This is a genomic window from Photobacterium toruni (assembly GCF_024529955.1).
Lineage (GTDB): Bacteria > Pseudomonadota > Gammaproteobacteria > Enterobacterales > Vibrionaceae > Photobacterium > Photobacterium toruni.
Genome location: NZ_AP024854.1, coordinates 1,217,004 through 1,230,427, shown reverse-complemented (window position 1 = coordinate 1,230,427; position 13,424 = coordinate 1,217,004). Strand labels below are relative to the sequence as shown.

Here is a 13,424-nt window from a genome sequence, read left to right as displayed (position 1 = left end):
AGTAATGACTCCTACTTTGTTATAATATTAATTAATTGCGGTTTCTTCCTATTTTTTATTGTACTTAAACGTATTTTTTCTTGATTGATCAATGCTGGTTGACCATTACGTACCGTCTCAAGCGTATGGCAGATCCATTGTGGTAAATCACTTGGAAAATGATAAAAAATCCAGACCCCTTCACGGTGATCCTGTAATACACCACTGTCTCTTAATAATGCTAAATGACGCGACACTTTAGGCTGGCTAACTTGTAATGCTTTGGTTAAATCACCAACGGACAAAGCAATTTCATCATGAATTAACATTAGAATACGTAACCGTAATGAATCGCTCATAATTTTAAATAATTCAACCGCACCAATAGTATCGGATTGATGATCACCATTAAGCATCAAAAATAATGCTATCTTCGCTTTTAAACCATCAAAAACATCATAAAATCCTTGAGAGCCAGACAGCGGCTTAGGATCTTTAAAATCCCAATGTATTAATGCATCAGAATCAGGGAAAAGCGCACATTCTTTACTGGCTTTATCACACAACGTTATAACAACATCGAAATGCTGATTTTGTAAACTCGCAGCTAATAAACTGGTTAGATTATCTGAATTAACATTATGATAATTAAGCACCTCATACACGCGGGGATCAACAATTTCAGGAGCCATCCCCGCGCTCATAATTTCAAACTTACCGATAGTGGCTTCACTGTCTCGGCACATATGACGCATTAATGCTTCTGCAAGTTGCGATCGTGCGGAGTTACCTGTGCAAAGAAACAAAATACGTTTCACAGTAAAAACCTTATTAATTACTATTGAAAACATTAGCATATACGATAAAACATATATAACAAGTTCAAACAATTAAAAATAAAGCTTACCTTTCTATTAACGCGCTATATCTAATTGATTACCGCTAACGCCATTGGTTCTAAACCAACCCGCTATACTAAATCGTTGCTGTGTTACAGGAAGCACTTCATGAGGGAATAGTTCAGATAAAAATACTACTAGTCGCCCAGCTTTAGGATCTAATGTCGCTAATTCATTATCAGCAAGATCATACATTTTAAGACGTCCACCGTGTTCTGGTAGCCAATCATCATTTAAGTAAAATACTGTCGTTAATTTACGGTTCTCTTGGCCTCGAAAACAATCTAAATGCTTTTGATAAAAATCACCCTGCTCATATTTAGCGAAATGCGCTTCATATTCAAATAAGCCTAAGAAAAAATGGCGATTAACTTCAACTCGAATATCATTCATCTGTTGTAAAAAATCAGCTACAGGGGGACCCATATCTGAAGATAACCACTGAATTTTATCGCTTCGAATTGCTTTTTTAGTCATGTATTCATCATTACGACCAATACCAGCTTGGCTCCAATCAGCCGGAATACACGCTTTTAATTCACTGACTTGATCTTGTGTTAAAAAATCATCCCAAACAAACCACCCTTGGGTAAATAAAGCATCAATAAGTTTGCCGTTGTTCATAATCGTTCCAATGCAAAAGAAAAAAACGTTATAAAGGCAGACACACTTTACGACAAATCATAAAAATCATCATAACTACAAAATTTTTTACTCAAATAGCTAATGCCGTATACAATATTAGATTTAGTAGTTGATTAATCAAAACAGATAGTGACTAATACCACATAAGTATAATATTTATTAAATACTCATCACGTATTCAACAGAATTTATTGATAAAAACATCAATTTACTAATTTATATTTATAGGAAATCATTATTATGAACGATAAAAATCGCGGATTATTATTGGCTTTTATTGGCATAATGATACTAAGTTTTGATAGTTTATTAGTGAAATTATCTGATTCCACTGCATGGAATGTACTTTTTTGGCGAGGTGCTTTTCAATGTATTGTTCTTTTAATTGTGCAACTAATTTATAACCGTAAGCAATTTACGGCTGAAATATCGCGTCCATCATTATCGCTATTAGGGCTCGGTTTGATTTTTGCCACTTCAACTATTTGCTTTATTGAGTCGTTACATTACACTCAAGTTGCAAGCACATTGGTTATTATTAATACAGCGCCATTTTTTACTGCTATTTTGGGGTTTTTAATCTTAAAAGAGAAATTAAAATGGCCAACATTATTAGCTATTGGTGTTGCCACTAGTGGCATTTGGATTATCTTTGCCTTCGCACCCGCTGGCGGTCAGTGGATAGGTAATGTATTAGCATTAGTGACAGCATTAGCAACGGCTATCTATTTAGTCGCTATGCGTAAAACAAAAGGTGAACAAGCAGCAAATATTCTTATTATTGCGGGCTTTATGATTGCGGTATTTGCTTATATTAAAGGTGCTCAACCCTTTTCGCTATCTCATATCCAAATGTTATATTTATTGATATTAGGGGGTATTGTCGTACCCGGATCTTATATCTGTATTTCAAAATCAGCAGCTTATATTCCAGCAGCTCAGACAAGTTTAATTTTACTGATGGAAATTCTATTAGGTCCACTATACGTATTTTTAGTGATTGGCGAACAGCCATCTTTAAATGATATTTTAGGTGGAGCCATAATATTAATCACATTAGGGCTTTATACTATATGGGATATTAAGCAGACAGCATAATATATAATACACCAATAAAATTACCGCCGTTCATGTTTGCAACGGCGATAATCTATCAATATTCTTATTAAGCTTTTATTAAACGTTCACGCGTAAATTATTTTTATTATCGCGATTTTGACGAATATGTTCATCACTCTGGATAATATTTTCTTGTTTTGCAAGGCGATCATATAAAACAACATTAACGGATGCTGCTAAATTCATACAACCAACCGTGGGTACATAAACAACATGGTCAGCTCTGTCTGCTACATCTTGTGAAATAGAACCATCTTCTGGGCCAAAGATATAAATCGCTTTGTCTGGGTGCTGAAAATGAGGTAATAATGTTGCTCCCTCAGCAAAATCAACACAAACAATTTTCATATCTTTCGGCAAATTATCAAGCATAGATTCAACACCAGATAATGGAATTGTCTGTGCCATCTTCTTGGTATCAGTCTGAAACTTAGCGGCTTTATCGTAACGGGTTCCTGTATAAATAACAGCATCTGCCTTATAACAGCCAGCAGCCCTAAGCACTGCACCGATATTGGTAGGACTTTTAGGATTACTTAATCCAATGATTACTGATGCATCTTTCATGTCAGAAATACCTTATTCTCTAGCTTAACCGCAAATATAAATAAAGTACGCATTATACTGACATTGCCACTTTACAGAAAGTAGTAACAAAACTAACCACTAATTTCATTATTGTCCATCAACCGTTTAAATAACCATCCCTCAGCTAACGTGGCTATTGCTTGCTGCATTAAGGCATCAATCTGTTGAGCTTCATTACCGTCATACATATCAAGGATAGTGGTAAAGAATGGCATATAAGGCATAATTGAAATATACAATGTATTACTTTCAGGCACCGCTTTTACTTCAATATCATACGCCTTTAGATTACGCGATTCCTTATCGATAAGGTGTACTAAATTAAAACGGATTCTATTAACATCTTTATCATCGAAAGTTGCACGATAACCCACTCGATTGTCATCCTCATCAAACGTGTTATATTTTCCGTCAGCAAGAGCTACCTCTTCTTGTATAACTCTTGCTAACATTTCTGCGCGATCAAAAGAGACAACCGTAACAGAAGACGGTTCATCAGAAAAATCTTCAATAGAATCCTCTTCAATATCATCATCAAATATAGATCGGGTATAGGTTGTTACAATATGGTTTGTCATGCTTGTGACCTTAATGTTTATTTTATATAAAAATATTTTAATAACAGATAAGTGTTATACGGAATTACATTTCATCTGCAATAAAAATTTTTTAGTTAATTCAATACAATCATGTGATTGCTTATAATCCACCCTCCCCTAATTTTTATTGATATTATTTTTACAGCTTTAAATTGATTAAATTCATATAATTAACAACAACTTTAATCATATAAATTCAATTATCAATAAAAATAACTGTACAAAAAACGCACAACTGTTATTATCCGCCTCGTTCTGTTGTTCAGAACGTTATTAAATGCAACACCAAGTCACAGTTAAACCTTTAGCTACATCAACGTTATCGTTTTGTATCTCAGTGTTTCCCTTGTTTTGGCAGTAACATTAATAATTTAACCACTTAATACATCGCATTTTAGCGGTTAATTAATCATCTATATAAGGGGCATCACATGTCTAATACATCTACTGGTTTAGTAAAATGGTTTAACGAAGAGAAAGGTTTTGGTTTCATTACTCAAGACAACGGTGGTGCTGACGTATTCGTTCACTTCCGTGCTATCGCTTCTGAAGGCTTCAAGACATTGGCTGAAGGCCAGAAAGTGTCTTTCGAAGTAGAACAAGGTCAAAAAGGCCTACAAGCTGCAAACGTTGTAGCTTTATAATTTATCCTCGCTGATAAATAACAAAATGCTGGCTATGGCCGGCATTTTGCGTATCTGCCGTTTACCTTGATGCTTGTTCATTATCAATTGCTATTATCTAACATAAACTCAGAATGTCTTTTTAATAGTAAAACTGTTTTACTGATCGATCGTATATAAAGCATATTTTAATCCATATATTTAGCTAAAATATTAACAATACTGTATTAAGATAAGGCTTATTTTATATATCTTATTTAAATCCGGTATTGAAGATCATAGCGCATTTAATGCTATTTAAAATCACTGTATAGGATTAATTCATTGAATTTTGTTTTAGATAATATCGGCACAATAACGTTATTTTTATTAGTATTTAATTTTGTTGTCAGTTGGCTATTTCGCTCTAAAGAGTTTGCCATCATTAGAGGCATTATTTTAACGGTTTATAGTTTAGTTTTTGTTACTATCTTTGGCACCTTAGTTAGTTTCGTCCCTCCTTTAATTATATTAATTTTATATAGCTTGGTATTTATAGATACTTTGCTTCTTATTCGACCAAAGATGCAACCTCTTTGGGTTAGAATTTTAATTAATTGGCCGGGACAATGGTTCTTAGGCGCAACGATAATCGCTTTTCCTTGGGCACTATGGTTAGTATTTTTTAACAGTGCTGATTTTTTGTATGTCCCTTATATACTGGGTTTAATCGGTATATTACAAAATTTCCGTATTTCTGAAGAATGTGTTGTTATCGATCTAAATGATAATACACAACCATCACAGTTGAGTCGCTTAGAGTTAGCACCACCACATTCAAATAATAACGATACACTGCAGATTATCCAGTTAACCGATCCGCATTTAGGCCCATATATGTCGGTTGCCCGTCTTCAATATATTTGTAAAAACGCCATCGATAAACAACCAGATCTTATTTTATTAACGGGTGATTTTTTGACTATGGAATCAAAAGGCTCACTACAAATACTGTCGCAATCACTCCAGCCATTAAAAGACTATAGCGGCAAGGTATTTGCTTGCATGGGCAACCATGATTACGAAGCACCTGAAATAGTAAAGGCAGCCTTAGCTAACAATAATATTACTTTGTTGATAGATAAAGCACAGGTAGTACAAACTCGACTTGGTCCTGTTGAAGTTATTGGCTTTGATTCTCATTCTAAAGATAGAAAACTTAAACTCAGTAAAGCAATCAAAAGCTTATCTAATGAAAAGAATGTCATCGCAAGTATTGCTATGCTGCATGATCCAACTCACCTTTTAGATCTCCCTCTAACGGGCCACTCTACAGATTTATTCTTAAGTGGCCATACACATGGCGGTCTTATGGGGTTAGTCAGTTTAGGATTAAAAACAACGGTGATAAGTTTATTTTCAAAATCGCCAGATCATGGTTTGTGGGGAATAGATAATACTAAGCTATATGTCCATCGAGGTACTGGTCATTATGGCTTTCCTTTTCGATTAGGCGTACCAACAGAGCATAGTGTTATTAAGGTGACATTAAAGAAATCAAAATAATATTAACAGTAATAGTACAGTGATAATTTAGGCTTCGATTTACTGTGCTATTACTGCCATCAACTCATCACTATCTGATAAATTATTAGCGTAATTATGAGTAAGAACGGTGGTTTTACGAAGTAGTTTTAACGGAATGGACAGGAAGTTGACCAGAAAAAGACAGGGCTAAATTTTTGATTAAGCTAGAAACAACAAAGCCCCAGCGTGAGCTGAGGCTTTATTATTTTAATTGGTGCCCGAGGACGGACTTGAACCGTCACTCCCGAAGGAAACGGATTTTGAATCCCTTAACGCTCCGCTCGAAAAACGTGTATACCAATTTCACCACAGTAGCATTATCTAATTTTTCTAGCCCAATATGGTCTGGAACTCAACGATTTTTGAAATCGCTCAATCTACTGATACTTATATAGATAAAAGGCTACATAGTGAGATTTATTTTATCATAAGACTAGATTTATTAAGATCTAACAATTGCTATTTACTCATATATACAACACATAAACTACGTTTTTTCAAATTAACCCAAATCTCTTATATCTAAGTTTAATCACAAATCAAATGGAACCTGAATTACCTTAAAGTTAAATATGTCAGTTTTGTTATATTCAGTTTTAACATAAATAGGGGGAGTAACCCCCTTCACCACTGGGTAGGCCAATAAATGTTCTACTTTATCTTTATCATTTCTACGTACACGAGAATCACGTTCCAACTTCAATAAATCCAAAGCATCAAATGGACTTTTCTTATCTTTACTAAGATCGAGAATCTTCCATTTGGCATCCACTAAAACGGAACATTCGTCAGTTGAAAACATATGGTCGGGTATTGATTTATTACTAAATCCTCTATCATACCCAGTTACATAAGTTGGGTAAGATTGCTGAATTTGAGGCTTTATCTGATCTTGTTTTACACCATATTCTGTCGACAGATATTCGTGAACCAACAACTCAAAAACTTTCTCAGGTCTGAAGAAAAAATATTCGCCATACATATCAAGTCGAATGTCGGCTCTATCTTCATCCCAAAACCGCTCCAAACCAAACAGCGTCAAAATGCTTAGATAGACATTTCTATTTGCAGGGTTCTTGGTAAAAAGCTTAAAAATAGAAGTTCCAGCTAAAGCCTGAAGGTGCAAACTATATCCCCTCGGAACATTAAACTTTTTAGCTAAAAAGACACTCAGAGATGATGCTTGCTGCCTCAATTTTAGATGTTTAGGTTTTGAAAGCAACTCTTCTTTATATTGTAAGAATAATCGTACAGCTGCATAAGCGACTTTTGCTAATTCAGAGTAGGGAATAGTCTTCTTTTTATTTTGATGAATACGAGATTTATCAAGTGCAGTTATATTTTTTCGTAGATCCAATTTATGCTGAATAGACTGAGAAGCATAATTTATCGTATGAGTCGCTGTTGCCTTACAATTTCTAAAAAAAAGTTCAATGTCATTCAACAACTGCGAATATTTAACAACTCTGAAATCATCAATATCAACGTCTTCTTTTTGAGCCGAGTACTCCGCGTCTGTTTTTAGGTAAGCGAGTTCTAGTGGTAGTTGCTTAGCCTTTTTAAGATCAGATTGGTCAAGTTCGTGTACCTTAGCCAAATAACTTACGAAAAAACGTATCTTTTGCTCTTCAGATAAACCATTATCTATTATCTTCGGAAGCACAAAAACTTTAAAAAACTTATCGCCATGCTCAAAAAGCGCATAACCAACATAATTGTTGTTTTTCTTATTAAATAAAAATGCGAGTTCTCTTGGAAAGCCACCATCAAAAGCAGGATTTGCCTGATAAACATCTTCAAGGCTGTCGGACTCACTTATAAAAATAACTTGAGTGCTCACTCACTTACCTCGGCTACCTCAACCTCTTTATCAGCATCTTTATTATCAATTAAAGACATCAGATCACCATATGCTACCGACTGCAAATATTTAACCATTTGAATAAGGTTTGAGGGTTCAAATGAGTTAAGAACATTTGCAATTAATGGATCAATGGCAGTGTCAGAACTTTTGAAACCTTTTAAGCCTGAAAAAATTTTCTCCAAGTCATTAGGTTGAATCTCTCGGATTTCTTTCAGTTCAACCAGAGTCTTATAAAGAGCTTTGGCAAAGGAAGGTTCGTCCTTTATATTCAACCAAATTGCATGACCTATTTGAAAGCGATCTGGATGTATTTCATGATTTAAAACATCAATTATTCGATCATTCAGATGTTCTAAAAACGTTGACACCCCCGATGCTGAATATTTTTTTACAACTTCAGCTTGTGGGTAAAGATCGATAACTTCGAAGCGCCTGAGTAAATTATCTTCTATGATTTTTTTATCATCTCGATAGTTTGAAGTACAAAAAACAAACAAGTTCGCTGGTAAAATCATCTTCCTATATTCACCCAAAGAGACCAAATTCGGAATCTTGACATACTGGATATCTGGATTGAGTGCGACATACTGTTCTATAAGATCCAAGAAACTATTACCAGTCAAGGAGTCACTAATTGTCGATAAATTTGCACGCTTGTCAGGCTCAATTAGATAAATCAAATCACCAATTAGCTCATTAAGGCTATTTTCTTGAATCTCTTCTAGTACTAGAACAAAAGGTTGGTTTGGGTATTGGCATGCTCGACAGATTAAATCGAATATTAAGCCTCTTTTTTCATCGTAGGTAATTGCTCCATCACAAGTTGAAACAGCAATCCCTTGCATTAAGTCAGCATTAGAAGATGCCGAATGAATATTGACACGTAAAACATGATGATCTCTATCTGATTTAGAAATGTTTAGTTTATTCTCGATAATTTTTTCAAGCAGACGAGACTTTCCTGTACCGGGAACGCCTTTTAATAAGATATTTTTGTAGAAATTTTTGTCGTATTCATGAGCCTTATCTGGCTGACTTACTACCGACTCTTCTTGCTTATTCTTATCAATGTTTAGACTTGTCACCTGACGAGAAGAAAGCTTAGAATTCATTTCACCTAGCTTACCAAAAGGGTTTTGTTGAGCGTAGTCTTGAAATCCAAGAAGAGACTGATTAAGGCCCAACATAAGTTCCTCTAAACTACCCAGTTCTGAGTTACCTAAACCTGACTTTTTACCACTTTGATTTTCTACAAATTGTCCATCTAACAGCTCAAAGCAGGTCGTTTTGTCTTCACCTGACTTTTTAGCAACAAACAACTCTTTACCATCTGCCATATAACGATAGACATTAGGATAATCAGCAAAGAGGATTCTAAAGTGTTTTTCATCTCCTAAAAAAATAACAGTGTGCTGATCATTGACAATTAAATCTAGATTTTTACGGAACCTCACGATATTTGTCTTATTACCTTCTAGTTTACTTGTTCCAGAGCGATATAAAACATCATAATAATTCCAAATCTTAAGCTTGCTTAATTTTGATGACATCGCCTGCTTCGTAGCATCATCAGAAGTTATTGTAATACATCTTTCCGACTCATCAGTGTTGACCGAAAAATTAAAATCAACACTGAGCTTATTCTTTAGGAAGTCCTCTATTGGTAGTTCTGAAAGTTGGATCTCTGATCCACTTTCTAAGCCAGATTCACCATCAGTATACCCTCCACCTATTTGAGGATTAAAAACAACCCAATCATATCGTTCACTTGTGCTAAGTCCCTCCAAAAAATCTTCATTAGTAACTTTGCTTATAGTTTCTAATACAATTAATTGATTTGTTTTGTCTGTGTTTTTATCATTAAAAACAACCTCATCAACATTAAGAGCATTATCTAGAAGGATATGGGCGGTCAATGAGCCACTTCCAAAAGCCAAATCTATAACTTTTTTGGGTGGTTCAATATTTCCTTGTTCAATTAAATATGCAACAAACTTTGCCCTATCTTTCGCTATAGCTTCGTCTACATATAAATAAGCTTTTGCAAAAGGATCACTATTTGCGCGCGTTGGGTCTGAAGGTTGTTTATTGAATTCATTTATTTGATTGTAGATTTCTTTTTTTTGTTCTTCCGTAAATGTCATTCTTCAGATCCTTTAAAGGTTTTTGCAATCAGTAATTCTTCAGCTTGATCAAGCGACTCGCTTAATTTATCAACACGTTGAAATATTTCATCTCGCCAGTTTCGCCATTCTTCAATAAATTCGACTATATTCTTTTGAACTTCTAAAGAATCATCCCCCTTTGGCAGCCAGAGAGATACATCTAAGCTTTTTAATTTCGACTGTGAAGGAGTGTAACCTCTTTTAAAATCATACTCTTCTTTCATATTCAAGAGTCGATAGTAAACATATTTGCTGTAAAACTTATTTGTTAGAAACTTAACAACCGTCCTATGATTATTTACAAAATACTTACCACTATGGATATGAAAATTCGTGCCCGCAGATGAATTCCCCTCTGATGCAAAAGAAATATCTGGATTTTCTTCATCCTTAACCTCAAATACTTTATCTGGATAATTTTGATTCTGATATGTGACATAATATTGAAGATGAGGCATCGAAAACAGGCAGGCCATCTGCATCCTCAATGTGTTTAATATCGTCGTGATTACCTAGACTTTTTGAACCTGTCAAGTTGATATTATCAGTATTTTCAAATAGCGGTACATACTCGAAGTCAATAGATGTAAGTGAAAGTTCTTTTTTATTCTTTTGGGCCCATAGGTCAAAATACTCCACAATGAACGGATCTTTTTTGGCAGAATATATCGCTGGTAAGAATGCCTTATCAAAAGATTCAACTTGTGATTTGAGTTGGGAGATTAATTGTCGGTATTGATTAAATTGTATTTTATAATATTCAATGAATCGAACTAATGATTTTTCAACAATGTTAGCATTACTAGTAATGGAAACGAGTAAATGCTGTTTCTTAACTTCACTTGGATTTGCAACATTTTCTCCCCATCCATACTTTTGAGCTATTAAAATTCGATCTAAAGCTAAGCACAAATACTCTGGGTCTACTTTTTTTGAGAAAATGCAGACGTGATGACGATCCATTACAAAAGGACAATCCCTGAAAAAAGCTCGACTTCCCTTCGCATTATCCTTGTTAAAGGAAACACAAGGTTGATTTATTATATCTGTGTTCTTTTCTTCTTTTACAAAGTATGCTATGCAATCATTCTTCAATGAGCTGCCAAGCATAGGTATTAAACCAGAGTTATTTATTGCATATTTCTTAGTATATCTTGCTATTCCATTTTTAAATTTAAAGTATTCTTCATCAGCTAAGCTTTTATACTCAAATTCTTCTTTATCTATATCAATTTCTTTATAAACGTTTTGTTCTGCTTGCCAGCGTTTAAAGTAATGTCTTATCTCATTATCTAATTTCATATAAATTTCCTTTTAAATCACACAATGCATTTAGCTCTTGTTCGATATTATTAAAGAGTTCAGCAAGTGAAAGGTCCGCCACAACTGCTTTATGACCAATAAGCTGACTTACATTTAATTCATGCATTTTTTTTGTATCTACAGATTTAGATATGTAGTCAGCATCATTTTTGAAATAACTTAATAATTGTTCAATGTTTAATTTACTATAAGCGTTTTTCATTTTATCTTTTGGTTGAGGATGTGGCACAAACATTGAATATTCATCAGTTTGAGCTTTGAGCAACTGAGCTTGACTAGATTTATGCTGATTATCAAAAAACCAAATATGTGAACTAATACTGGTATTCGTAAACATTGCGTTTGGCTGCTCTAGTAGAGCAACTAGATTATTAAGCTTAAATATGGCTTGTCGAATATTCGCTTCAGCCCCGCCTTGTTTACCCGTTGATGCAAGTGTGCTATTCGTAACAATTGCTGCTTTAGCGCGCTTATGACTTTTTTTACTCACTTGTAATAATTTGAGAATATGCATCATAAAAAGAAATTGACCATCACTCTTTTTAGGCGTCACTATTTTATCTTTAGCATTTTTTACGACCAGGTAATTAGAGTTTTCTTCTAGTGCCATATTAGAAATAACTTCATCATAGTCATGCTTCCAGTCCACTCCGAAAGGTGGATTGGCAATAATAAAATCAAAACTATCTTTTCCATTAATCTTGTCAAAGGCTGGGTTGGTGAGCGTATTTCCATAAGCAATGGTATTTTCAATATCGCTAATTTCCAAAAACACCTTTGCCAGAAACCATGTTTGACCGTGATATTCCTGCCCATAAACTTGGATTGGTTTATTTGTATGATGTGCAAAGTAGTCAGCCGCTTCCATTAACATTGAACCAGTTCCGCAAGCCGGATCATAAATTGCCAGAACTTTACTACGTGACTTTTTCATATCTTCGAGAACACTGGCACACATCAAATGAATGATTGATTGTTGCGTAAAGTGTTGTCCTGTTAAATCGCCTGACAACTTCTTCATTCGCGCAATCGTCACCTCGTAAAGGTCTTTGTATTTATCTTTGGGATAATCGGTGAAATCAGCTTTTTCTTGGTAAATATCAAGAATCATTTCTAAGTAATGTGGTTCAACTTCTTCAATGTAATTAACTAATGAGAAGGTGCGCTTATAGTTTATGAACTCCAAGACATTTCTAGTCATTGCGTCAGGATTATATTTTGGCTGCTGGTCAAAAAATTTTAGATTCTTACCCTGTTCTCCAATATTATCGATCAAATTTATAAGTGTTTGTTTAGAATTTTCACCTGCGTATTTGTGATACATATCTGGTTCTAAACCAAACTGATTTTTATAATCAAAATTAAACTTCAACTTGTGATTGTCAATCAATAACTTAAGCGCCATGAAAGCTAAAATTCGCTGATCATACACGGACTCATTAATCCCTATCCCACGCAGAATATCTGCATGCGCCCAATAGAAATCACCAATTTTTTTATTTTTACTAATTTTTTCCATTTTTAAACAACAACTTAAATTTAATAAAGGTGAATAATGATAGAATAAGTACCTATTCTATTACTTTAAGCGAAAACTTTAAAATAATAAAAGAGAGCAACTCAAAGGTCAGATGTGAACTATGCTTTTTATTCCCTCTATAAGCCAGCAGCTAACTGCATATGCCAATTAAGCTCTATATTGTTAATTAACTTTGGCACAACGATACTCAAACAAAATTGAAACCATATCCAAAACACTCATCTTACACCTTAGCTAATCGTTCCATTACTTCATACATACTCCCAAACGGGAATAACTTGAAAAAAACCATTGTAGGATAATACCCTAGTAATACCTTACGAACTTACTAATTATTTCCGTCACAGGGACGGCATGTTTCCCCCAAGTACGCTTAGCGCTCTTGCACTCATCAACAGTGGTTGCATAACCAAGCCCGGTCAATTGAATCAGGAAAAAGTTTGTAGGTTCAACCATTGTCGCCCCCTACTGCTTATGAACATGATGATTTTTTGACCTCCTGTTCAATAAATTA

12 protein-coding genes are annotated in these 13,424 nt (G+C 34.4%); 3 read left to right on the top strand and 9 right to left on the bottom strand.

Features of this window, described 5'->3' with window-relative positions:
* Positions 1 to 11: 11 nt before the first annotated feature.
* Together OC457_RS05885 and OC457_RS05880 are read right to left on the bottom strand one after the other, a co-directional pair.
* On the bottom strand, positions 12 to 797 hold the full coding sequence (locus OC457_RS05885; RefSeq protein WP_235866941.1) for a metalloregulator ArsR/SmtB family transcription factor: 786 nt from the start codon (positions 795 to 797) through the stop codon (positions 12 to 14).
* Between the two features lie 96 nt (positions 798 to 893).
* Positions 894 to 1,502, bottom strand: a complete 609-nt coding sequence (locus OC457_RS05880; RefSeq protein ID WP_080174821.1) for a 2OG-Fe(II) oxygenase — start codon at positions 1,500 to 1,502, stop codon at positions 894 to 896.
* A gap of 261 nt (positions 1,503 to 1,763) precedes the next feature.
* On the opposite strand from OC457_RS05880, the gene OC457_RS05875 reads away from it, so the two are divergent.
* Positions 1,764 to 2,621: a DMT family transporter gene (locus tag OC457_RS05875; protein WP_080174820.1), complete on the top strand. Its 858-nt coding sequence runs from the start codon at positions 1,764 to 1,766 to the stop codon at positions 2,619 to 2,621.
* Positions 2,622 to 2,699: 78 nt separating this feature from the next.
* Here the strand turns inward: OC457_RS05875 and OC457_RS05870 are convergent, their stop codons facing one another.
* Together OC457_RS05870 and OC457_RS05865 are read right to left on the bottom strand one after the other, a co-directional pair.
* A complete protein-coding gene (locus OC457_RS05870; protein ID WP_080174819.1) occupies positions 2,700 to 3,209 on the bottom strand; it encodes an RNA methyltransferase in 510 nt (169 codons plus the stop codon).
* A gap of 92 nt (positions 3,210 to 3,301) precedes the next feature.
* Complete coding sequence (locus OC457_RS05865; protein ID WP_080174818.1) at positions 3,302 to 3,808, bottom strand: hypothetical protein; 507 nt, start codon at positions 3,806 to 3,808, stop codon at positions 3,302 to 3,304.
* Positions 3,809 to 4,260: 452 nt separating this feature from the next.
* Here OC457_RS05865 and cspE point away from each other — a divergent pair, with 452 nt between their 5' ends.
* Together cspE and OC457_RS05855 are read left to right on the top strand one after the other, a co-directional pair.
* The gene (gene cspE / locus OC457_RS05860) at positions 4,261 to 4,473 is read left to right on the top strand and encodes a transcription antiterminator/RNA stability regulator CspE (RefSeq protein ID WP_060997435.1); all 213 of its coding nucleotides are present in this window, start codon (positions 4,261 to 4,263) and stop codon (positions 4,471 to 4,473) included.
* 303 nt (positions 4,474 to 4,776) lie between these two features.
* Positions 4,777 to 5,997: a metallophosphoesterase gene (locus OC457_RS05855; RefSeq protein ID WP_080174817.1), complete on the top strand. Its 1,221-nt coding sequence runs from the start codon at positions 4,777 to 4,779 to the stop codon at positions 5,995 to 5,997.
* Between the two features lie 553 nt (positions 5,998 to 6,550).
* Here the strand turns inward: OC457_RS05855 and OC457_RS05850 are convergent.
* Genes OC457_RS05850 through OC457_RS05830 form a run of 5 tightly spaced genes read right to left on the bottom strand, consistent with a single transcriptional unit; the run spans position 6,551 to position 12,889 of the window.
* The gene (locus OC457_RS05850) at positions 6,551 to 7,858 is read right to left on the bottom strand and encodes a 5-methylcytosine restriction system specificity protein McrC (protein WP_080174816.1); all 1,308 of its coding nucleotides are present in this window, start codon (positions 7,856 to 7,858) and stop codon (positions 6,551 to 6,553) included.
* Positions 7,855 to 10,026: an AAA family ATPase gene (locus tag OC457_RS05845; protein ID WP_080174815.1), complete on the bottom strand. Its 2,172-nt coding sequence runs from the start codon at positions 10,024 to 10,026 to the stop codon at positions 7,855 to 7,857. The genes OC457_RS05850 and OC457_RS05845 overlap by 4 nt, the downstream gene beginning before the upstream one ends.
* Positions 10,023 to 10,505, bottom strand: coding sequence for a hypothetical protein (locus OC457_RS05840; protein WP_080174814.1), 483 nt, complete (start codon positions 10,503 to 10,505; stop codon positions 10,023 to 10,025). Before OC457_RS05840 ends, OC457_RS05845 begins: the two co-directional genes overlap by 4 nt.
* Positions 10,453 to 11,349, bottom strand: coding sequence for a hypothetical protein (locus OC457_RS05835; RefSeq protein WP_080174813.1), 897 nt, complete (start codon positions 11,347 to 11,349; stop codon positions 10,453 to 10,455). The genes OC457_RS05840 and OC457_RS05835 overlap by 53 nt, the downstream gene beginning before the upstream one ends.
* A complete protein-coding gene (locus OC457_RS05830) occupies positions 11,336 to 12,889 on the bottom strand; it encodes an HsdM family class I SAM-dependent methyltransferase (RefSeq protein ID WP_080174812.1) in 1,554 nt (517 codons plus the stop codon). The genes OC457_RS05835 and OC457_RS05830 overlap by 14 nt, the downstream gene beginning before the upstream one ends.
* Positions 12,890 to 13,424: the final 535 nt, after the last annotated feature.

What these genes read in the sequence shown, in the direction of transcription:
- OC457_RS05840 (WP_080174814.1), bottom strand. Translation starts at nt 10,505, where the DNA reads ATGCCTCATCTTCAATATTATGTCACATATCAGAATCAAAATTATCCA.
- cspE (WP_060997435.1), top strand. Translation starts at nt 4,261, where the DNA reads ATGTCTAATACATCTACTGGTTTAGTAAAATGGTTTAACGAAGAGAAA.
- OC457_RS05830 (WP_080174812.1), bottom strand. Translation starts at nt 12,889, where the DNA reads ATGGAAAAAATTAGTAAAAATAAAAAAATTGGTGATTTCTATTGGGCG.
- OC457_RS05835 (WP_080174813.1), bottom strand. Translation starts at nt 11,349, where the DNA reads ATGAAATTAGATAATGAGATAAGACATTACTTTAAACGCTGGCAAGCA.
- OC457_RS05875 (WP_080174820.1), top strand. Translation starts at nt 1,764, where the DNA reads ATGAACGATAAAAATCGCGGATTATTATTGGCTTTTATTGGCATAATG.
- OC457_RS05870 (WP_080174819.1), bottom strand. Translation starts at nt 3,209, where the DNA reads ATGAAAGATGCATCAGTAATCATTGGATTAAGTAATCCTAAAAGTCCT.
- OC457_RS05845 (WP_080174815.1), bottom strand. Translation starts at nt 10,026, where the DNA reads ATGACATTTACGGAAGAACAAAAAAAAGAAATCTACAATCAAATAAAT.
- OC457_RS05880 (WP_080174821.1), bottom strand. Translation starts at nt 1,502, where the DNA reads ATGAACAACGGCAAACTTATTGATGCTTTATTTACCCAAGGGTGGTTT.
- OC457_RS05865 (WP_080174818.1), bottom strand. Translation starts at nt 3,808, where the DNA reads ATGACAAACCATATTGTAACAACCTATACCCGATCTATATTTGATGAT.